Source organism: Streptomyces brevispora (genome assembly GCF_007829885.1).
GTDB lineage: Bacteria > Actinomycetota > Actinomycetes > Streptomycetales > Streptomycetaceae > Streptomyces > Streptomyces brevispora.
Genome location: NZ_VIWW01000001.1, coordinates 5,231,295 through 5,252,260 on the forward strand (window position 1 = coordinate 5,231,295; position 20,966 = coordinate 5,252,260).

Genomic DNA, 20,966 nt, shown 5'->3' on the forward strand with positions numbered 1-20,966 from the left:
CTGTCCATCCGCTCCGGCGGGCACGAGCGGGAGCGGGTGAACACGGGCTCACTGGCCCCGTACAGGTTCGTCGGCCATACTGCCCGCCGTGGAGCAGCGCATAGATCCGAACACTCAGCCCGCGTACGCCGCAGGGACAGACCCGGCGTACATCCCTGGTCTCACGGCCCCCCGAGCCACCGGAAAGGCGGACGAGGAGCCGGAGCGGACCGAGGAGCCCGCACCCGAGGACGTCGCGTCCGGCGATGCCGCAGCGGAGGTCATGTCCGAGGACACGGAGCCCGACGGCGAGGCCGTCCCCGAGGCGGCGGACGAGGAGGACGAGAAGGAGAACAAGGGCGAGGACGGTCCCGCGTTCGAGGTGAGCGACCGCCGCGGCTCGATCGCCGCGGACCGTGAGGGCATCCGTTTCACGCTGGACGACCAGGAGGCGGACTTCCGCTGGGACGAGATCGGCGCGGTGGAGTTGAAGCCGGCCCGGTTCGGCCGCCGGTTCACGATCACGGTCCACATGTCGACCAGCCGTTGGTTCAACGCCGAGGTGGAGGCCGCGGCCAGGAGCAGCCTGAAGGAGTGGACGGAAGGCTTCGACGCGGTCCTGGACGCCTACTTCGAGGAGTCCTGACCGGCGGCCGGCGTGGCCGCACCCGCGCCGAGCAGTGCGTTGAGCGCGTGCGGCCGGGCGGCCGCTCCGAGTGCCGCGTCGGCCCCGGGTGAACCACCGTGCCGAATGGCGCCGGACACGGGCGCGGGGCCCTCGCCGGGCAGCCGCGGCCGGTGTCCCGCGTCGGCGCGGGTGACCAGCCGGACGGGGAGGCCGGCCGCCCTTCGACGGGCGGCCGGCTCCTCGGCGTACCGCGGCGAGGGCCACATCAGATCGTCCCGGCCCGCCACCAGCACGAGTTCGGCGGCGGACCTCTCCACCGCGATGGCCGCGGCCGGCACCCGGTCGGCGAAGGCCCGCAGGCTCTGTTCGTACCAGCCGAGGATCGAGACCGGGGTGCCCTCGGGCTCGGACGCAGTCCAGGCGGAGTCGTAGGGGACGAACGGCAACGGCTGCCCCTGCCACGTCCGGGAGGACCGGTGAGGCACCGTCAGCCCGTCCCGGCCGGGGCCGACGTTCGCCCAGGTCACCGAGGTGGGCGAGAGCGCCACCACGGCGTCGATGCCGGGGTGGCGGACGGACAGGTGCAGCGCTTCCTCGGCACCCCTGGAGACCCCCAGCACACCGATGCGGCGGGCCCCCTCGGCGCGGAGCCGGTCGAGCGCGGACACGAAGGTCTCCAGCGGGACTTCGCAGATGCCCGGTGGCTGCTCAGGGGCGCCGAACCAGCGGATCGAGAGGGCGGTCATGCCCTCCCGGGCCGGCAGCCGGCACCGCTCCTCCTCGAATCCGCCCGCTGGACCCGGAGAGCACGAGCACCCCGACGCCGCTGCCGCCCGCGGGCGCGGCGCGGAAGCCTGTCCACGGATCGGCGCCGTCGTCCGGTCGTCCGGAGTGCACGCTGCTCTCAACGATGTCCGGCACGTGCTCAGGCGTCGGCCAGCACCACCGAACGGGTCAGGTGGCGCGGGCTGTCCGGGTCCAGGCCACCGGCGACGGCGCGGGCGACGGCCAGGCGCTGGACGCGGACCAGCTCGGCCAGCGGGTCCAGGCCGCTCTCCACCCAGCGGGCGCCGGTCGCCAGGACCTGCTCGCGCAGGCCCTCGGGGGCAGTGCCGAACATCCAGGTCGCGGTGCCCGCGGTGGCGATGCTGATGGGGCCGTGGCGGTACTCCATCGCGGCGTACGCCTCCGTCCAGGACAGCGAGGCCTCCTTCATCTTCAGCGCGGCCTCGTTGGCGAGACCCGCCGTCCAGCCGCGGCCCAGGAAGGTGAACTGGGTGCAGTCCAGGAGCCCTTCGGGCAGCGGCTCGGCCAGCGCGGTCTCCGCGTCGCGGACCACGGCGTCGGTGTGCAGACCGAGGTGGGCACGCAGCAGCGTCAGCAGAGTGGTGGCGAACCGGGTCTGCACGACGGACTGCTCGTCGGCGAAGTCGAGGACCACGACCGCGTCCGCGGACGTCATCACCTGGGTCTGCGGGTCGGCGGTGATCGCCACCGTCGGGACGACGCCACGCAGCCGGTCGAGGAGTTCGAGCACCTCGGTCGTGGTGCCGGAGCGGGTGAGGGCGACGACCCGGTCGTAGCTGCGGCCGAACGGGAACTCCGAGGCGGCGAAGGCATCGGACTCGCCCTGCCCGGAGCCCTCACGGAGCGAGGCGTATGCCTGAGCCATGTAGAACGAGGTGCCGCAGCCGACCACGGCGATGCGCTCGCCGGTCGCGGGCAGGACGGCCGCCTGGCTCTGTGCCAGATCCGCGGCACGGCGCCAGCAGTCCGGCTGACTGGCTGTCTCGATCTCGACAAATGACACTTTTGCGCTCCGTACTCGTGGCGGGATGCTCTTTAACGCACGTTATACGGGATGTGCAAGCATTATCAAGCATTCTTCTTGCAGTGGACTTGACTCGCCGAGGCCTTGTGCGACGCTTGCGCGAGTCCGGGATCGCACCCAAGGGGATGGGTGCCCGCAGGCCGGATCTGTGAGGAGAGTTCACTTGTCCAGGGATTCCCGGTGGAGCGCACTGCTGGAACTCGTCGGTAAGCACGGCCGGGTGGACGTCGAGGACGCCGCCAGGACGCTTGCTGTCTCGGCCGCGACCATCCGCCGCGATCTGGACCAGCTCGCCGAGCAGCAACTGCTCACCCGCACGCGGGGCGGCGCGGTGGCGCACGGTGTCAGTTACGAGCTGGCGCTGCGTTACAAGACGGGGCGCAACGCCCCGGAGAAGCAAGCCATCGGCCGCGCCGTCGCCGAACTGGTCGCGGCCGGCGAAGTGGTGGGGCTGACCGGCGGAACCACCATCACCGAGGTGGCCCGCTCGCTCGCCCTGCGCCCGGACCTGGTGGGGGACGGCGCGGCCGGGGCGGCCGGCCAGCCGACGCTGACGGTGGTCACCAATGCCCTCAACATCGCCAACGAACTGGTGATCCGGCCGCAGATCAAGATCGTGGTGACCGGCGGGGTGGCCAGGCCGCAGTCATACGAGCTGACGGGCCCGCTGGCCAGCGGCGTGCTGGGCGAGATCACGCTGGATGTCGCCGTGCTGGGTGTCAATGCCATCGACACCGAAGGCGGTGCGTACGTCCACCACGAGGGCGAGGCCAGCATCAACCGGCTGCTCGCCCAGCAGGCTCAGCGGGTGGTGGTGGCGGCCGACTCCTCGAAGATCGGCAAGCGGGCGTTCGCCCGGGTCTGCGACCTCGACCTGGTCGACTTCCTGGTCACCGACGAGGGGATCACGCCGGAGGCGACCGCCCGCTTCACCGAGGCCGGTATCACGGTCATCGCTGTCTGAACGGTTTGAACCGTCCAGGCCGCCTGAACCGTTCGAGCCGTCCGCGATGGTCCTAACGGCGGGCCGTCCCACCCGAAGGGTGTGGCGGCCCGCCGTTCTGTGTGCCCCCGACCGTGTTCCGGCATGCTGGAACGTGCGCCGATATGTGCATGATCAAACGGGACCGGGCATCCGGTGGCCGGGTGCGCGATCGTGCGGGCGCGGCGGTGGGGCGTGCCCGCGACCTGCTGGGACGCCGTGGACACCGCCCGTCACGGGCGGTGCGCCTGAGCCTTCGGTAGGTCGCTCTCAGTGGTTCCTCCTAGGACCTTTCCGCGTCTGTTTTCAGCCATGCTCGGTGGGTAATCGGCCTGTTCTGGTTTGACGGTCGCCCACTGTGCAACGGCGACGTGGCAGCGGTCGTCCGGGTGATATCCGCCGGATCATCCGGATGGTTCCGCGAGGGAGGCGGCCGCGGAGTTCTCGTACGGTCACCGGCCGACGGCCCCGAGCGCGATGGAGCGGCGATTTCAAGCCAATGAGAGGCTGTTGTGGCCGGGTTCGAACGCACGACCGGAATGCGATCGGCATAATCGCGTCCATGTCGATCACGGGTGGGGATGTCGTTGACCTGGGCAGGGGCCTGTACGCGTGGCTCCCGCCGAAGCGTGGCTGGGGTCTGGCCAACTGCGGGCTTCTCGTCTCACCCCGCAGCGCGCTCTGGATCGACACCCCGTACGACGCGGTGCTGGCGGGCCAGTTCCTGGCCGAGAGCACGAAGCGGCTGCCCGACGGCGTATCCATCGACCGGGTGATCGTCACGCACGCCAACGGCGACCACTTCTGGGGCGCGGGCGTGCTCCCGGACGTGGAGATCATCGTGACCCGCGAGGCCCGGGAGCACATTCACTACGAGCCCACTCCGAAGCAGCAGCACGCACTGGTCAACGGCAGTGATCCGGCCGGCCCGCTCGGCGCCTACCTCGGGCGTCACTTCGGCCCGTTCGACTGGTCGCAGACCGAACCGGTCCAGCCGACCACCTACTTCACCGGGGAGCTGGAACTGACCCTGGGGGAGTACCCCGTCCAGCTCACGGCCCTGCCGTCCGCGCACACCACGGGTGACCTGATGGTCCACCTGCCCGCCCAGAGCACCGTGTTCAGCGGCGACATCATCTTCTCCTCGACACCCCGGCAGCCGGGGGACCACCCGATCCACTGGGCGGGCCCGCTGAGCAATGTGATCGCGGCCTGCGAACAGGTTCTGGCCACCGGAGCCGAGACCGTCGTGCCGGGTCACGGGCCGGTCCTGGACCGGGCCGGGGTACGCGACCACATCGTCTATCTGGAGTACGTACGGGAGCGCGCCCACGCCTTCCACGCCGCCGGGGTACCCGCCCCGGAGGCGGCCCGCCGGGTGATCGGCGAGGGCCGGCACCCCGAACTCGGGCTCCCCGAGCGGCTGGTGGTGACGATCGGCAGCGAGTACCGGCAGCTCGACGGCTCCGAACTGCCCGGGGTGCTCCAGGTGATGACCGAGGTGGCCGTGCTGGCGCAAGAAGTGGAGCAGGCCGGTGAGCCGGCAGGCGCGGCGGAGTGACCGCCCGGCCCGCCGCCGCGCAGGACCCGACATCCGCCTGATCCTCCACCGCCGCCTCGGCCGGGGGACCGACCCGACGACAGAAATGCGGTAACGGCATGGGATGGATCGTGGCGGTGATCGCCGTCATAGCCGCCGTGGTGGCGCAGGCACGCTCGTACGGGTCAGCCCGCTCGGAACAGGTCGCCGTGGCCCACTACGAGGTGGCCGAACGGCAGATGAGGGCCGCCGAGGCCCGTACCGCCGCCCTCGTCGACGAGATCCGGCAACTGGCCCACAAGCGGATTCCGGCCGTCGCGGTCGCCCTCTCCCACCCCAGTGCCCAGGTTCCCGGACTGCGGGAGGCGGCCGAGGTGGACGGCGACTCCGCCCGGCTGCTCACCGAAGCCGTACAGGCCGCCCGGGACGCCGTCCTCGAGGAACGGCAGCGCGTCGACGCGGCCGCCCGCGCGGCGATGCGCGGCACCTCGGCCAAGATCCAGTCGCTGCTCAACCAGTCCCAGCAGCTGCTGCACGAGCTCCAGCACGAGTACGACGACCCACGCATCCTGCAACTGGACTTCCGCAACGAACTGGCCCTGCGCCGAACCCAGTCCACCGCCGTGCTGTGCGACGCCTGGCCCGGCCTCGCCCGGCAGAACTCACCGCTCGTCGAGATCGTGCTCGGTGCCCAGTCCCGCGTCGCGGGCTACGAGCGGATCAAGGTGGCCAACCATCTGCGCGAGGAGCGGATCGCGCTCGCCGCCAGGGCCGCCGAACCTCTCGCGATCGCGCTCGCCGAGCTGCTGGCCAACGCCACCGCGTACTCGCACCCCGACACCGATGTGACGGTGACGCTCCAGCAGAGCGGCGGCCGGGGCGCGTTCGTGGTCGTCGACGACGCGGGCATCGGCATGGACGAGGACGCGCTCGACCGGGCCCGCGCACTCCTGGCGGGCCCCGCCGAGGTGCTGCTGACCGAGCTGGGTGACCCGCCGCAGACCGGCTTCGCGGTCGTCGGCCGCCTCGTGGTGCAGTACGGCTTCCACTGCCACATCGAGGCGTCGCCGTTCGGCGGCATGCGGACGATCCTGCGCGTCCCCGCCCATCTGCTCACCGTGCTGAAGGAAGACCGGACCCTGTCCGCCCTGGCACCGACGCCCGTATCCGCACACCCCACCGCGGCGGACCAGGCCGCGCCCACGGCCCCCGCAGCATCGGCGGCTCCCAAAACCCCAGCGGCCACGGCAGACTTCGCGGCCCCGGCGGCTCCCGCGCAGGACCCGCCGGAGAGCGACGCCGCGGAGCCGACGGGCCTGCCCAGCAGGCGCCGGCGCACGCCCCGCCCGGCGGCGGTCGCCTCCAGGGCAGCCGCCGCCGTACCAGCCACCGGACAGGTGCCCCGTACACCGGAGCAGGCCGAGTCTTCCTGGGCAGCCCTCCAACAGGGCACTCTCAACGGCAGGAGCGTCGCCGGGCGGGCCCCCGCACCGGATTCGGACGGCCACGACCACCTGGGTGACCAGGACGACCAAGGAGACGACGAGACGTGAGCGCCCCCAGCCCCACCACCGGCGACCTCGCATGGGTGCTGACCCCGCTGCTGGAACTGCCCGGAGTCCAGCATGCCGTGGTCGCCACCGGTGACGGCCTCATCGAGGGCGCCTCACCCGGCCTCGACCGGGCGTCCGGCGAACGGGTCGCCGCCATGACGGCCACGCTGCACGCCGCGGCACGCGCCTTCACCACGGCGTTCACCGACGTCGAGAACCCGCAACTGGCCCAGACGGTCGTCGAGTCCGACCTGGGCTTCGCCGTCGTCGTACCGGCGGGGAACAACACCACACTCGCCCTGTTCGCCGAACCCGGCGCCAAACTCGGCGACATCGCGTACCAGATGCAGGTTCAGGTCACCGCGCTGACCCGGGCGATGCACGCGCCCGCACGTCAACCGGACACCGCCGCCCGACCATGAGCGCCGGACCGGGACGCCGTCTGATCCCCGCCTATCTGGTCACCGGCGGCCGGTCCCGGCCCGCCGGCCCCGCGCTCGACCGCCTCGCCGTACTCGTACGCACCGACACGGCCCTGCCCCCGGACACCGGCTCGGAACAGCGCCGGCTGTGCGAACTGCTGGAACCGGGCGCGCTCACCGTCGTCGAGTGCGCGGCCCACCTGGACCTGCCGGTCAGCGCCACCGTATTCCTGGCCACGGACCTCGCGGCCGCCGCACTTCTGCTCACCCGACCGCCGATACCCAGTGCCGGGGAGATCGACCGGTCGCTCGTCGAGAGGCTGCTCGTTGGACTCCGCTCCCTCCACTGACCGGACCGGCATCGGATATCTGCCCGCTGCCGCCCGGACCCTGATGAAGCTCGTCGTCACGGGTCCCTTCGGCGTGGGCAAGACGACCCTGATCCGTACGCTCTCGGAAATACCCACGCTCCACACCGAGGAGGCGATGACCCAGTCCAGCACCCTGCTCGACAACACCGCCGGACTCCCCGACAAGACCACCACCACGGTCGCCATCGACTTCGGACGTCTCACCGTCCCGGACGACCTGGTGCTCTACATGTTCGGTACGCCCGGCCAGGAGCGGTTCCTGCCGCTGTGGGAGGACATCGCGCGCGGGGCGCTGGGCGCGCTCGTCCTGGTGGACACCCGGCGGCTCGGCGACTCCTTCGCGGTCATGGACATGGTGGAGGAACAGGGACTGCCGTACGCCGTCGCGGTCAACTGCTTCCCCGACGCGCCGGGCCACAGCGACGAGGTCCTGCGCAAACACCTCGACCTTGCCCCCGGGACTCCGCTGATCCAGTGCGATGCCCGGGAACGCCGCGGCAGCATCGACGCCCTGATCGCACTGGCCGAGCACGCGCTGACCCGACTGCCGCAACCCGAGGACCCGTCATGACATCGTTCGTACAGCCACCGCAGCCCCTTGCGCTGTACGGCCCCGACTTCGCGGCCGACCCGCACGTCCACTACCGCAGGCTGCGCGAACACGGCCCCCTGGCGCCGGTCCGGATCGCCCCCGGCGTCGATGCGATGCTGGTCATCGACTACCAGGCGGCCGTCGACCTGCTGCGCGACACCCACACCTTCAGCAAGGACCCCCGCGCCTGGCAGGCCACGATCCCGCCGGACTCGCCGGTGCTGCCCATGCTCGGCCACCGCCCCACCGCGCTGTTCAGCGACGGCGACGAGCACGCCCGCTACCGCGACGCCATCAACGACACCCTCGCGCTGATCGAACCGCACATCCTGCGCGCGGATGTGGCCAGGGTCGCCAAGCAGCTCATCGGCGAGTTCGCCGCCACCGGCACCGGTGACCTCATCGCCCAGTACGCCCGGCAGCTCCCGCTGCACGTCTTCGTCAAGTGGTTCGGCGTCGCCCCCGACGACGGCGAACGGATCGTCGACGGCATCGGCGGCATGATGGACTCGGCGCAGGGCGCCGCCACCGCGTACGCCGACCTCGTCGATGTCGTCACCCGCCTCGTCGCCGACCGGCGCGCCCGGCCGCGCCGCGATCTGACCTCGTACCTCCTGGCTCACCCGGCCCGTCTCGACAACGACGAGACCGTCCGCCAGATCACCCTGGTGATGAGTGCCGGCCACGCCCCCACGACCAACCTGATCGGCATCGCCACCCTGCACATGCTCACCGACGAGCGGTACGCGGGCTCGCTGCACGGGGGAGCGATGACCGCGCACGAGGCGATCAACGAGGTCCTGTGGCAGGACCCGCCGATTGCCAACCTGGCCGCGCACTACCCGCGCCACGACACCGAGTTCCACGGCGTCCGGCTGCACGCCGGACAGCTGGTCCTGGTCTCCTTCGGGGCCGCCAACACCCAGTCCGAACAGGCCATCCCGGACGCGGGGGTCCGCTCCGGAGCCAGCGCCCACCTCGCCTGGTCCGCGGGCCCGCACCGGTGCCCCGCGAAGCAGCCCGCGCTGCTCATCGCGACGACCGCGATCGAGCAGCTCACCAGCCAGCTGTGCGATGCGGAACTGGTCGTTCCGGTGAGTGATCTGTTGTGGCGACCCGGCCCGTTCCACCGTGCCCTGGTGCATCTCCCGGTACGTTTCACACCGCTCGACACAACGGTGACCACTGACCCGGACGAGCGCCCCGCGGCCGCGTCCGGCAGCACTTCGGCGGTGTCGATCAGCACCTGAGCCGTGTCGCTGGTACGCCGAACGGGTGAGGGGCGAGAGAATTGCCCGATGAACAGTGAGCGCAGCCGGCGCAACGCCAACCGATGCACAGACGGGGTGGTCCGGTGAGCAGGTACGACAGGTATGACGTCACCGACGAGCAGTGGGAGGGACTGGCCCAGGTCGTGCCGCTGCGCAGTCGCAACGAGTGGCCCTCCCGGGTGGACCACCGCACGGTCCCGGACGAACAGGAGAGCGCCGAGCAGCGGCGCATGGTGGTGCTGCGGGTCCAGATCTTCGCGGACGCACGCGAGGTCGCCGAGTACCTGGTCGCACAGATTCCGGTGCTGCTCGATCTGACCAGCGCCGAATCCGATGTGGCCAAGCGGATCCTGGACTTCACGAGCGGCGTCGTCTTCGGGCTGGGCAGCGGAATGCACCGGGTGGACCGGAACGTCTTCCTGCTGTCGCCCATCGGCATGGAGGTCGAGGGCGTGACGGCGGCGGGCGTGCCAGGGGTATAGCGGGCGGCGCGAGCGGCGTTACGTGGCCGCAGCGGGCCGTTGTGGGCTTGGTGCGGGCTACGGGTGGGCTTGGGGCGGGAGCGGTTGCGGCATCTGGCTACCCCGATCGACAGCGCGGTATGCGGGCGGGTGGCGGCTTACTCCGATCGAAGGACGGCCGATCCGGCGGAACGGTTCGCCGGGGGGTCCCGTGCGTACGGTCCGGGGCATGAACGCACCCCGCGCAGGCGCCTTTGCGCCCGATCCCGTTCGAGCTGGGCCGTCGGACCGGGCCGAATCCGACACCGGCGCTGGTTCCGACTTCGGTTCCGCCACCGACCTCGGCTCCAGCTCCCACTTCGGTTCCGACACCGGCCGTTGGTCCGGGCGTTCGGCCGGTCCGTTCGTGACCGAGCTTCGGCTCTCCGCCTTCGCCGCGCACCGGGGCACGGTCGTGCCGCTGGGCCCGCTCACCCTGCTCGCCGGCCCGTCCGGCAGCGGCGGATCGAGTGTGCTGCGGGCTTACGAGGCGCTGTCCCGGCTGGCAGCAGGGGCGTCGCTCAGCGAGGTGTTCCCCGACCCGGCGGGGTGCGTACCCGAACGGGCCGCGGCCGACCGGCAGGGCCGGCGCGGGTTCCGGATCGGGTGCACGGCCGACGGCCCGGGCGGACCGGTCCGGCTCGAACTCGCGATCCAGGCCGAGCCCGCCCTCCGGATCGTCGGCGAGCGGCTGACCCTGGCCGGGGAGACCCTCCTCAGCACCGCGCTCCGCGATCCGGGACGGCCGATGCTCCAGGCGGCCTGGCACACCGGGGGCGAGCTCCCGGTGACGCGGGAACAGCTGCCGGACGACCGGCTGGGCACGGCACTGCTGCCGCTGCGGGTCGCGGGCCGGACACCGGGCCAGCTACAAGTGCTGGCCGCCGCCGAACAACTGGTGGTGGCGCTGCGCCCGGCCTTCGTCTGCGAACCGAGGCCGCATCGGATGCGGGCACCGGTGCCCGCCGGCGAGGGCCGGCTGCGCCGCGACTGCGGCAACCTCGCGGCGGTACTGCATTTCGCGCACAACCGGTACGGGCGACGGCATGCCCGGCTGGTCGCGCTCGCCAACGCCGGATGCGCGCGACCGGTGACCGGGATCGGCGTCGAGCGGCTCGCGGACGGGCTGGTCCACGCGGTCGTGGACCGGTGTGACGGAGGCACCACCCCGCTGGCGAGGCTCGGCGACGGCGAACTGCGGTACCTGGCACTCGCCGTGGCCCTGCTCATGGGCCCGGGCGTGGGCCCGGCGGATACCGAGTCCGAGGTGCCGTCGGCCTTGCAGACCCTCACGGTGCTGGCCGACGGGTTCGACCGGGACCTGGACGGACGGCAGTCGCGGGAGCTGCTGACGGCGGCGGCCTCGGTGGCGGCCGGCGGTCGGGTCCGGCTGCTCGGCACGGTGACGGAATCGGGCGCGGCACAGGCCCGCAGGACGGCCGGAGCGGCAGTGGTAGACCTGGGGCCGTGACAGAACTGGACGTACCCGCCCTGCAACGACGGCTCTCCGCATTCGCGGCCGCACGCGACTGGGAGCAGTACCACACCCCGAAGAATCTGGCGTCGGCGCTGAGCGTCGAGGCGTCCGAACTCATGGAGATTTTCCAGTGGCTGACGCCGGAACAGTCGGCCCGGGTGATGGACGATCCCCGGTCCGCGCACCGGGTGTCGGACGAGGTCGCCGACGTCCTCGCGTATCTGCTGCAGTTCTGCGAAGTGCTGGGCATCGATGTGCTGGCGGCACTGGCGGCCAAGATCGAGCGGAACGAGGTGCGCTTCCCGGCCAAGAAGGGTACTGATTACGGAAATCGTCACTCTTCGGAGTGATCAACTTATTCACAGTCGACAGGCTGTCCACAGATTTCCGAAATCCCCTGGCCTTTCGGTACCGCCGCCCTCACTGTGGGTAATGGAAGAGGTGAGCGGGTTTCGCACCGAACGGGGGCAACACATGGAAGCGGAGCGGCTGGTAGCAGTCATCAGGCGGGCTCTGGCCCAGAGCAGGGGCACACCGGACATCATCGCCGAGGCCTGGCAGGCGCAGGCCCTGGCACAGGCGGTCGGAAGCCGCCTGGCGGCGAGCGGCCCCAAGGAATTAAGGGGCGAGGCAGGAGGCCTCAGCGAGATCGGCGGAAGAAGCAACGGGGCACTCGACCACCCGGCGGCACGGGCCGGGGTGGCCAGGGCGACGCAGCTCTCCGAGGTCGCTGATCCGCGCGCTGCGCTGACCGGTCTGGGCGCGCTGCTCGGGGAGGTGGGGATAGCACTGGTCGGGGTGGCGTGCGAGACCGATGAGCAGAGCCTGTACTGGCAGTGCATGGAGGCGATCGACGCCGCCGACGAGTCGACGGACCGGGTGCACGGAATGCTCCGGCTGCTCGACGAGCGGGATCGCGAGCGTCAGCAGGATCTGGAGCGCAGCCTGGAGCGGGACGGCCCCCACGGTGTGCTCCACGGACCGGCGGGCCCGGCTTCCGGCCGGCGCTGACAGTTCGGCGTCCCGGCTGCCGGGGATGCCCCGGACACTGCGGGGGTGAAAGGGGGCAGGAGAGGGGTGAGCGGTGTCCGGGGGTGCAGGATGGATGCATGGATCTTCGAATCTTCACCGAGCCCCAGCAAGGGGCGAGCTACGACACTCTGCTCACCGTCGCCAAAGCGACCGAGGACCTCGGCTTCGATGCCTTCTATCGTTCCGATCACTACCTGCACATGGGAGGAGGAGACGGTCTCCCCGGCCCCACGGACGCGTGGATCACGCTGGCCGGGCTGGCGCGCGAGACCAAGCGGATCCGCCTCGGCACGCTGATGACGGCGGGGACGTTCCGACTCCCCGGTGTGCTCGCCATCCAGGTGGCACAGGTCGACCAGATGTCCGGAGGCCGCGTCGAACTGGGCCTGGGAGCTGGCTGGTTCGAGGACGAGCACAAGGCGTACGGCATCCCGTTCCCGCAGGAGAAGTTCGGCCGGCTGGAGGAACAGCTGGAGATCATCACCGGGCTGTGGTCGACCGAGGTCGGTAAGACGTTCAGCTACGACGGCACGTACTACCAGCTCACCGACTCGCCTGCGCTGCCCAAGCCCGCACAGGCCAAGGTGCCGGTGCTGATCGGCGGGCACGGCGCGAAGCGCACACCGCGGCTGGCGGCCAAGTACGCCGACGAGTTCAACATCCCGTTCGCCTCGCTGGAGGACAGTGAGCGGCAGTTCGGCCGGGTCAGGGAAGCGGCCGAGGCGGCGGGCCGGGGACCGGACGAGCTGGTGTACTCCAACGCCCTGGTCGTCTGCGTCGGCAAGGACGACGCCGAGGTGGCGCGTCGTGCCGCCGTCATCGGGCGGGACGTTGCGGAGCTCAAGGCGAACGGCCTGGCGGGCTCGCCCGCCGAAGTGGTCGACAAGATCGGTCGGTTCGAGGCCATCGGGGCTTCGCGGATCTACCTCCAGGTACTGGATCTCGATGACCTGGCGCACCTGGAGCTGATCTCGTCGCAGGTCCAGTCCCAGCTCAGCTGACAGGGAGGGGAACGGCAGTGCAGCCCGCCCGCGATTCCGGCCGCGATCCGGGCCGCGAATTTGACCGTGGTTCGGCTCGCGATTCGGCCGGCGATTCGGCCCATGGCTCCGCTCGCGATTACGGGCGGCCCTTCGCCGGGACGCCGTCCCGGCCGCTTGCCGCCGCCCTGGCGGCGGGTACGGTCCTGCTCGACGGTGGCCTCTCCAACCAACTGGAGGCGCAGGGCTGTGATCTGTCCGACGCGTTGTGGTCCGCCCGGCTGCTCGCCGACGGGCCCGGCCAGATCGAGGCGGCGCACACGGCGTATGTGGGTGCGGGTGCGCAGGTGCTCATCACCGCCAGTTATCAGGCGAGTTTCGAAGGGTTCGGGCGGCGCGGTACCGGGCGGGCGGAGGCGGCCGCGCTGTTCGCCCGCAGTGTGGAGCTGGCCCGGCGGGCGGCCGGTTCGGTACAGCGGGATGTGTGGGTGGCCGCCTCGGTCGGCCCGTACGGGGCGGTGACGGCGGACGGTGCGGAGTACCGGGGCCGCTACGGGCTCTCGGTCCGGGAACTGGAACGCTTCCACCGGCCCCGGATCGAGGCGCTGGCCGCCGCCGGCCCCGATGTGCTGGCCCTGGAGACGGTGCCGGACACCGATGAGGCGGAGGCGCTGCTGCGGGTCGCGGGGGAGTGCGGGCTGCCGGTCTGGCTCTCCTTCACCGTGGCGGACGGGGAGACCCGGGCGGGACAGCCGCTGGAGGAGGCGTTCCGTCTTGCCGTCGGGCTCGACGGGGTGGTGGCGGTCGGGGTGAACTGCTGCGATCCGGCCGACGCGGACGGGGCGGTCCGGACCGCGGCGGAGGTGACCGGCAAGCCGGTCGTCGTCTATCCGAACAGCGGCGAGCGCTGGGATGCCGGGACACGGGGGTGGACCGGAGGCGCCACGTTCGATCCCGGCCGGGTCCGGGCCTGGCAGACCGCCGGTGCGAGGCTGGTCGGAGGCTGCTGCCGGGTCGGTCCGGACACCATCGCGGAACTGGCCGCACTGCTCGGAGTAACGGCGGCGAACCACACGGAAGGAGAGGCGGAAGATCCGGAGGCGGACTGAAAATGCCTGGTGAGAGGGAGCGAGCCGGACCATAATCGGATGTGTGTTCCTGACGATCAGCACAACCGGCACCCCGGAGCGTCCCGCCACCGATCTCGGATTCCTGCTGCACAAGCATCCGGAGAAGGCGCAGACGTTTCCCACTTCCCACGGCACCGCGCACGTCTTCTATCCCGAGGCGTCCACGGAGCGCTGTACGGCAGCGTTGCTGCTGGAGGTGGATCCCGTGGCGCTGGTGCGACGGGGAAAGGGCAAGGGCCGGGGCGGTGCCCCCGACGCGGCACTCGCCCAGTACGTCAACGACCGCCCGTACGCTGCCTCTTCGCTGCTGTCCGTCGCGATGAGCACTGTCTTCAAGTCCGCGCTGGGCGGAACCTGCCGGGCGATGCCCGAACGGGCGGAGGAGACGCTGCCGTTGCGGATCGAGGTGCCCGTCCTGCCGGCCCGTGGTGGTGCCGAACTGGTACGCAAGCTCTTCGGTCCGCTCGGCTGGTCGCGGGTGGACGCGGTGGCCGTACCGCTGGACGAGCAGTTCCCCGAGTGGGGGGACTCGCGGTACGTACGGCTCGTGCTGGAAGGCGAGTTGCGGCTGGCGGACGCGCTGCGGCAGCTGTATGTCCTGCTGCCGGTGCTCGACGACGCCAAGCACTACTGGGTGTCGCCGGACGAGGTGGACAAGCTGCTGCGCGCCGGTGAGGGCTGGCTGGCCGATCACCCCGAGCAGAAGCTGATCACCAGCCGGTACCTGGCCCGCCGCTGGGGGCTGACCAGGCAGGCGATGGAGCGGCTGGAACTGGTGCGGCTCGCCGAGTCGGACGACCTCGACGTCGAGAGCATCGACAACGCGGTCGACGAGTCGACCGACACCGAGGAGCGGCCGGTGCCGCTGGCAGAGCAGAGGCGGACCGCGATCCTGGCCGCGCTGAGCGGCGCCGGGGCGAGCCGGGTGCTCGACCTGGGCTGCGGACAGGGCCAGTTGGTGCAGGCACTGCTGAAGGAGGAGCGTTTCACGGAGATCGTCGGCGTGGATGTCTCGATGCGCGCCCTCACCATCGCCTCGCGCCGGCTGAAGCTGGACCGCATGGGGGAGCGGCAGGCCGCCCGCGTGACGCTTCAGCAGGGCGCGCTCACGTACACCGACAAGCGGCTCAAAGGGTACGACGCGGCGGTGCTGAGCGAGGTCATCGAGCATGTCGACCTGCCGCGGCTGCCCGCGCTGGAGTACGCGGTGTTCGGGTCGGCCCGGCCCCGCACCGTGCTGGTGACCACGCCGAACGTCGAGTACAACGTCCGCTGGGAGACGCTCCCGGCCGGGCACGTCCGGCACGGAGACCACCGATTCGAATGGACCCGGGCCGAGTTCCGGAACTGGGCGGGCAAAGTGGCAGGCCGGCACGGGTACGCCGTGGAGTTCGTGCCCGTGGGCCCCGACGACCCCGAGGTCGGGCCGCCCACCCAGATGGCCGTGTTCACCATGACTACGACCGACGAGACCGAGAAGGAGGCGAAAGCCGCATGAGCGGTACCAGCGAAAACCCCGGTGGAAGTACCGGCGACAGCATCAGTGACAGCACCAGCGGAGGCACCAGAACCCGCACCACGCGCATCCTGCCGGTGACCGACCTCTCCCTCGTGGTCCTCATCGGGGCGAGCGGCTCGGGCAAGTCCACCTTCGCCCACCGGCACTTCAAGCCGACCGAGATCATCTCCTCGGACTTCTGCCGGGGCCTCGTCGCCGACGACGAGAACGACCAGAGCGTCAGCCGGGACGCCTTCGACGTCCTGCACTACATCGCGGGCAAGCGCCTGGCCGCCGGACGGCTGACCGTCGTCGACGCCACCAGCGTCCAGCCCGAGAGCCGCCGACAGCTGGTGCGACTGGCTCGGGAGCACGATGTGCTGCCCATCGCGATCGTGCTCGACCTGCCCGAAGCGGTCTGCCTCGCACGCAACGCGGGCCGACCGGACCGCGCCGGCATGCCCCGCCATGTCGTCCAGCGCCACCGCCGCGAGCTGCACCGCTCACTGCGCGGCCTGGAGCGCGAGGGCTTCCGCAAGGTCCACGTCCTGCACACCGAGGAGGAGACCGAGCACGCCGAAGTGGTGCGCGAGCGCCGCTACAACGACCTCCGTCATCTCACCGGCCCCTTCGACATCATCGGCGACATCCACGGCTGCAGTTCCGAACTGGAGACCCTGCTCGGCAAACTCGGCTACGTGGACGGGGCCCACCCCGAAGGGCGCACGGCCGTCTTCGTCGGCGACCTCGTCGACCGCGGCCCCGACAGCCCCGGTGTGCTGCGCCGCGTGATGTCGATGGTGTCGGCCGGCAACGCCCTGTGCGTGCCCGGCAACCACGAGAACAAGCTCGGCCGCTACCTCAAGGGCCGCAAGGTCCAGCAGACCCATGGACTCGCGGAGACCATCGAGCAGCTGGAGCGGGAGGACGCCAAGGGCCCGGAATTCCGGGAGCAGGTCAAGGAGTTCATCGACGGGCTCGTCAGCCACTACGTCCTGGACGACGGCAGACTGGTCGTCTGCCATGCCGGTCTGCCCGAGAAGTACCACGGGCGCAACTCCGGGCGGGTCCGCTCGCACGCGTTGTACGGCGACACCACCGGCGAGACCGACGAGTTCGGCCTGCCGGTGCGTTACCCGTGGGCACAGGACTACCGGGGCCGTGCCGCCGTCGTCTACGGCCACACCCCCGTACCCACCACCTCCTGGGTCAACAACACCATCTGCCTGGACACCGGAGCCGTCTTCGGCGGGAAGATGACCGCGCTGCGCTGGCCGGAGCGCGAGCTCGTCGACGTACCGGCCGAGCAGGTCTGGTACGAGCCGGCGAAGCCGCTGACCACCGAGGCGCCGGGTGGCCGGGAGGGCCGACCGCTGGACCTCGCCGATGTACAGGGCCGCCGGGTCGTGGAGACCCGGCACATGGGCCGCATCGCGGTGCGCGAGGAGAACGCGGCGGCCGCGCTGGAGGTCATGAGCCGGTTCGCCGTCGACCCGCGGCTGCTCGGCTACCTCCCGCCGACCATGGCACCGACGGCCACCTCGAAGGAGGACGGCTACCTGGAGCATCCGGCCGAGGCGTTCGCGCAGTACAGGGCGGACGGCGTGACCAAGGTGGTGTGCGAGGAGAAGCACATGGGCTCGCGGGCGGTGGTCCTGGTCTGCCGGGACGCGGACGTGGCACGGGAACGCTTCGGGACAGGGGACACCGCCCCGGCTTCCGGCAGCGGGGGCGGCCCGACGGGCGCCCTGTACACCCGCACCGGACGCCCGTTCCTGGATGACGCCGCGCTGACCGAGGTCGTCCTCGGCCGGCTGCGCGCGGCGGTCACCGCCGCCGGACTGTGGGAGGAGTGGGACACCGACTGGGTGCTGCTCGACGCCGAGCTGATGCCCTGGTCCCTCAAGGCGGCCGGACTGCTCCGCTCGCAGTACGCGGCGGTCGGCGCCGCCTCGGGCGCCGTCTTCCCCGCGGCCGAAGCGGCCCTCGCGGCAGCGGCGGAGCGCGGCATCGACGTCGGCGCGCTCGCCGACCGGCAGCGGGGCCGGGCCGAGGACGCGGCCGCGTTCACCGAGGCCTACCGCCGCTACTGCTGGAGCACCGAGGGTCTGGACGGGGTGCGGCTGGCGCCGTTCCAGATCCTCGCCGTGCAGGGCCGCTCGCTCGCCGCCGTACCCCATGACGAGCAGCTGGTCTGGCTGGACCGGCTGGTGGAGCACGACCCCACGGGGCTGCTCCAGGTCACCCGGCGGCTCGTCGTCGACACCGCCGACGAGGCATCGGTCCGCTCCGGCATCGACTGGTGGCGGGAGATGACCGGCCGCGGCGGCGAGGGCATGGTGGTCAAGCCGCTCGGGGCGTTCGCCAGGGACGGCAAGGGCCGGCTGGTCCAGCCGGGCATCAAGGTGCGCGGCCGGGAGTACCTGCGGATCATCTACGGACCCGAGTACACCCGCCCGGAGAACCTGGACCGGCTGCGCGGCCGGTTCCTCGGTCACAAGCGGTCGCTTGCCCTGCGTGAGTACGCCCTGGGTCTCGAAGCCCTGGACCGGCTGGCCGAGGGCGAGCCGCTGTGGCGGGTGCACGAAGCGGTCTTCGCGGTGCTGGCGCTGGAGTCGGAGCCGGTGGACCCCCGGCTGTAGGGCCCGTCCGGCGGATCATGAACGGGGCCACGCCCCCGGGTCCGCCGGACGGTGCCGGTGCGACAACCGGGGAAACCGGCTGGTGATTCGCCGGGTGAACGGCGCTCCGCGCGGTGAGGATGTGGGCATGGGATTCCATGTCGACTCCGAGGCCGGGCGGCTGCGCCGCGTCATCCTGCACCGCCCCGATCTGGAACTGAAACGGCTCACTCCGAGCAACAAGGACGCGCTGCTCTTCGACGACGTCCTCTGGGTGCGCCGGGCCCGCCAGGAGCACGACGGCTTCGCGGACGTACTGCGCGACCGCGGCGTCGAGGTGCACCTCTTCGGGGATCTGCTCCGTGAGTCGCTGGAGATCCCGGTGGCCCGGCGGCTCGTGCTGGACCGGGTCTTCGAGGAGAAGGAGTACGGGCCGCTCGCCACCGAGCATCTGCGGGCCGCCTTCGAGGAGCTGTCCGCCGCCGAACTCTGCGAGGCACTGGTCGGAGGGATGACCAAACGAGAGTTCCTGGAGCGGCACCGCGAGCCGACCTCCGTCCGTTTCCACGTCATGGACCTGGACGACTTCCTGCTCGGGCCGCTGCCGAACCACCTCTTCACCCGCGACACCTCCGCCTGGATATACGACGGGGTCTCCATCAACGCCATGCGGTGGCCGGCCCGGCAGCGCGAGACCGTCCACTTCGAGGCGATCTACCGCCACCATCCGCTTTTCACCGGCCCCGAAGCGGGCGCCTTCCACCACTGGTCGGAGGGCCAGGACGACTACCCGTCCACCATCGAGGGCGGCGATGTCCTGGTCATCGGCAGGGGCGCCGTCCTCATCGGGATGAGTGAGCGCACCACCCCGCAGGCGGTGGAGATGCTGGCCCGCGGACTCTTCGACGCCGGGTCCGCCCGGACGATCGTGGCGCTCGACATGCCCAAGAGCCGGGCGTTCATGCACCTCGACACGGTGATGACGATGGTCGACGGGGACACCTTCACCAAGTACGCGGGCCTGGGCATGCTGCGCTCGTACACCATCGAACCGGGGGACGGCCCGCGTGATCTCAAGGTCACCGACCATCCGCCCGAGCACATGCACCGCGCCATCGCCGAGGCACTGGGGCTGGATTCGATCCGGGTCCTCACCGCCACCCAGGACGTGCACGCCGCCGAGCGCGAGCAGTGGGACGACGGCTGCAACGTGCTGGCGGTCGAACCGGGCGTCGTCGTCGCCTACGAACGCAATGCCACCACCAACACCCACCTGCGCAAGGAAGGCATCGAGGTCATCGAGATCCGCGGCAGCGAACTGGGCCGGGGCCGGGGCGGACCCCGCTGCATGAGCTGTCCGGTGGTCCGCGATCCGGTGTAGCCGGGGTGCGGGTGGCGGGGCATGGAGAGTGTTCTGTATAGCGATGCAATGCATCGTATAGACTTCCAGCGATACCGTATGCGTCCCCCCGCCCGACCCAGGAGCAGTCACCATGGCCATAGACCTCGTAGGCCGCCACTTCATCAAGGAGCTGGACTTCACGGCCGAGGAGTTCCGCGGCCTGATCGAGCTGGCCGCTGAGCTGAAGGCCGCGAAGAAGACGGGGGCCGAGGTGCAGCGGCTGCGCGGCCGGAACATCGCGCTGATCTTCGAGAAGACCTCGACCCGTACCCGGTGCGCGTTCGAGGTGGCCGCCGCCGACCAGGGCGCGTCCACCACGTACCTCGACCCGTCCGGCTCCCAGATGGGTCACAAGGAGTCGGTGAAGGACACCGCGCGTGTTCTTGGCCGGATGTTCGACGGGATCGAGTACCGGGGTGACAGCCAGGCGGCCATCGAGGAGCTGGCGGCGTACGGGGGTGTGCCCGTGTTCAACGGACTCTCCGACGAATGGCACCCCACCCAGATGCTCGCCGACGTGCTCACCATGACCGAGCACAGCGCGAAGCCGCTGGAGCGGATCGCCTTCGCCTACCTCGGTGACGCCCGGTTCAACATGGGCAACTCCTACCTGGTCACCGGCGCCCTGCTGGGCATGGACGTGCGGATCGTCGCGCCGAAGGCCTACTGGCCCGCCGACGGGATCGTCGCGGAGGCCCGCAGGCTCGCCGAGGGCAGCGGAGCGACCGTCACGCTCACCGAGGACATCGCCGAGGGCGTGGCCGGCGCCGACTTCGTCGCCACCGACGTCTGGGTCTCGATGGGAGAGCCCAAGGAGGTCTGGGACGAGCGCATCGCCGCCCTCGCGCCGTATGCCGTCACGATGGACGTCCTGCGGGCCAGCGGGAACGCCGATGTGAAGTTCCTGCACTGCCTCCCGGCCTACCACGACCTCGGCACCAAGGTGGGGCGGGAGATCCATGCCCGGCACGGCCTGACCGAGCTGGAGGTCAGCGACGAGGTCTTCGAGTCGGCCCACTCGGTCGTCTTCGACGAGGCGGAGAACCGGATGCACACGATCAAGGCAGTGCTGGTGGCGACGCTGGCCGGGCACTGACCCGGACAAACCGCATGCTCATGCGTTCAATAGGGTGAACATGCGCACGGGTGCCTATTAT

The 20,966-nt window shown here is 71.0% G+C and carries 20 protein-coding genes; 18 read left to right on the plus strand and 2 right to left on the minus strand.

The annotated features are described in order from the left end of the window. Positions 1 to 88 precede the first annotated feature (88 nt). Complete coding sequence (locus FHX80_RS24270; RefSeq protein ID WP_145766137.1) at positions 89 to 625, plus strand: hypothetical protein; 537 nt, start codon at positions 89 to 91, stop codon at positions 623 to 625. Here the strand turns inward: FHX80_RS24270 and FHX80_RS24275 are convergent. After that, the gene (locus tag FHX80_RS24275) at positions 607 to 1,353 is read right to left on the minus strand and encodes an acyl-CoA thioester hydrolase/BAAT C-terminal domain-containing protein (protein ID WP_244318405.1); all 747 of its coding nucleotides are present in this window, start codon (positions 1,351 to 1,353) and stop codon (positions 607 to 609) included. The genes FHX80_RS24270 and FHX80_RS24275 overlap by 19 nt on opposite strands. Before the next feature lie 179 nt (positions 1,354 to 1,532). Beyond that, positions 1,533 to 2,417, minus strand: coding sequence for an SIS domain-containing protein (locus FHX80_RS24280; protein ID WP_145766138.1), 885 nt, complete (start codon positions 2,415 to 2,417; stop codon positions 1,533 to 1,535). Positions 2,418 to 2,601: 184 nt separating this feature from the next. Here FHX80_RS24280 and FHX80_RS24285 point away from each other — a divergent pair, with 184 nt between their 5' ends. From FHX80_RS24285 to argF, 17 genes are all read left to right on the plus strand, one after another. After that, complete coding sequence (locus FHX80_RS24285) at positions 2,602 to 3,402, plus strand: DeoR/GlpR family DNA-binding transcription regulator (RefSeq protein ID WP_145766139.1); 801 nt, start codon at positions 2,602 to 2,604, stop codon at positions 3,400 to 3,402. A 580-nt stretch (positions 3,403 to 3,982) separates the two neighbouring features. After that, positions 3,983 to 4,981 carry an MBL fold metallo-hydrolase gene (locus FHX80_RS24290; RefSeq protein ID WP_145766140.1) on the plus strand — a complete coding sequence of 333 codons (999 nt, stop codon included), beginning with the start codon at positions 3,983 to 3,985 and terminating at the stop codon, positions 4,979 to 4,981. Between the two features lie 98 nt (positions 4,982 to 5,079). After that, positions 5,080 to 6,513, plus strand: a complete 1,434-nt coding sequence (locus FHX80_RS24295) for an ATP-binding protein (RefSeq protein ID WP_145766141.1) — start codon at positions 5,080 to 5,082, stop codon at positions 6,511 to 6,513. After that, the gene (locus tag FHX80_RS24300) at positions 6,510 to 6,935 is read left to right on the plus strand and encodes a roadblock/LC7 domain-containing protein (RefSeq protein WP_145766142.1); all 426 of its coding nucleotides are present in this window, start codon (positions 6,510 to 6,512) and stop codon (positions 6,933 to 6,935) included. The genes FHX80_RS24295 and FHX80_RS24300 overlap by 4 nt, the downstream gene beginning before the upstream one ends. Then, complete coding sequence (locus tag FHX80_RS24305) at positions 6,932 to 7,285, plus strand: DUF742 domain-containing protein (RefSeq protein ID WP_145766143.1); 354 nt, start codon at positions 6,932 to 6,934, stop codon at positions 7,283 to 7,285. Before FHX80_RS24300 ends, FHX80_RS24305 begins: the two co-directional genes overlap by 4 nt. After that, entirely contained in the window at positions 7,263 to 7,877 is a 615-nt protein-coding gene (locus FHX80_RS24310) for a GTP-binding protein (protein ID WP_145766144.1), read from the plus strand. The genes FHX80_RS24305 and FHX80_RS24310 overlap by 23 nt, the downstream gene beginning before the upstream one ends. Continuing rightward, positions 7,874 to 9,148, plus strand: a complete 1,275-nt coding sequence (locus FHX80_RS24315; RefSeq protein ID WP_244318407.1) for a cytochrome P450 — start codon at positions 7,874 to 7,876, stop codon at positions 9,146 to 9,148. The genes FHX80_RS24310 and FHX80_RS24315 overlap by 4 nt, the downstream gene beginning before the upstream one ends. 104 nt (positions 9,149 to 9,252) lie before the next feature. Then, positions 9,253 to 9,651: a cell division protein SepF gene (locus FHX80_RS24320; RefSeq protein ID WP_145766145.1), complete on the plus strand. Its 399-nt coding sequence runs from the start codon at positions 9,253 to 9,255 to the stop codon at positions 9,649 to 9,651. Between the two features lie 208 nt (positions 9,652 to 9,859). After that, positions 9,860 to 11,140: an AAA family ATPase gene (locus FHX80_RS24325; RefSeq protein ID WP_244318408.1), complete on the plus strand. Its 1,281-nt coding sequence runs from the start codon at positions 9,860 to 9,862 to the stop codon at positions 11,138 to 11,140. After that, complete coding sequence (locus FHX80_RS24330) at positions 11,137 to 11,496, plus strand: nucleotide pyrophosphohydrolase (RefSeq protein ID WP_145766146.1); 360 nt, start codon at positions 11,137 to 11,139, stop codon at positions 11,494 to 11,496. The genes FHX80_RS24325 and FHX80_RS24330 overlap by 4 nt, the downstream gene beginning before the upstream one ends. 124 nt (positions 11,497 to 11,620) lie before the next feature. Then, on the plus strand, positions 11,621 to 12,157 hold the full coding sequence (locus FHX80_RS24335) for a DUF6099 family protein (protein WP_145766147.1): 537 nt from the start codon (positions 11,621 to 11,623) through the stop codon (positions 12,155 to 12,157). 98 nt (positions 12,158 to 12,255) lie between these two features. Continuing rightward, positions 12,256 to 13,179, plus strand: coding sequence for an LLM class F420-dependent oxidoreductase (locus FHX80_RS24340; RefSeq protein ID WP_145766148.1), 924 nt, complete (start codon positions 12,256 to 12,258; stop codon positions 13,177 to 13,179). A gap of 167 nt (positions 13,180 to 13,346) precedes the next feature. Continuing rightward, a complete protein-coding gene (gene mmuM / locus FHX80_RS24345; RefSeq protein ID WP_145767467.1) occupies positions 13,347 to 14,267 on the plus strand; it encodes a homocysteine S-methyltransferase in 921 nt (306 codons plus the stop codon). Positions 14,268 to 14,310: 43 nt separating this feature from the next. Then, positions 14,311 to 15,786, plus strand: coding sequence for a 3' terminal RNA ribose 2'-O-methyltransferase Hen1 (locus FHX80_RS24350; RefSeq protein ID WP_145766149.1), 1,476 nt, complete (start codon positions 14,311 to 14,313; stop codon positions 15,784 to 15,786). Continuing rightward, the gene (locus tag FHX80_RS24355; protein WP_244318410.1) at positions 15,783 to 18,428 is read left to right on the plus strand and encodes a polynucleotide kinase-phosphatase; all 2,646 of its coding nucleotides are present in this window, start codon (positions 15,783 to 15,785) and stop codon (positions 18,426 to 18,428) included. The genes FHX80_RS24350 and FHX80_RS24355 overlap by 4 nt, the downstream gene beginning before the upstream one ends. Positions 18,429 to 18,555: 127 nt before the next feature. Next, on the plus strand, positions 18,556 to 19,788 hold the full coding sequence (locus FHX80_RS24360) for an arginine deiminase (protein WP_145766150.1): 1,233 nt from the start codon (positions 18,556 to 18,558) through the stop codon (positions 19,786 to 19,788). A gap of 112 nt (positions 19,789 to 19,900) precedes the next feature. Continuing rightward, positions 19,901 to 20,905, plus strand: a complete 1,005-nt coding sequence (gene argF / locus FHX80_RS24365; protein ID WP_145766151.1) for an ornithine carbamoyltransferase — start codon at positions 19,901 to 19,903, stop codon at positions 20,903 to 20,905. Positions 20,906 to 20,966 lie beyond the last annotated feature (61 nt).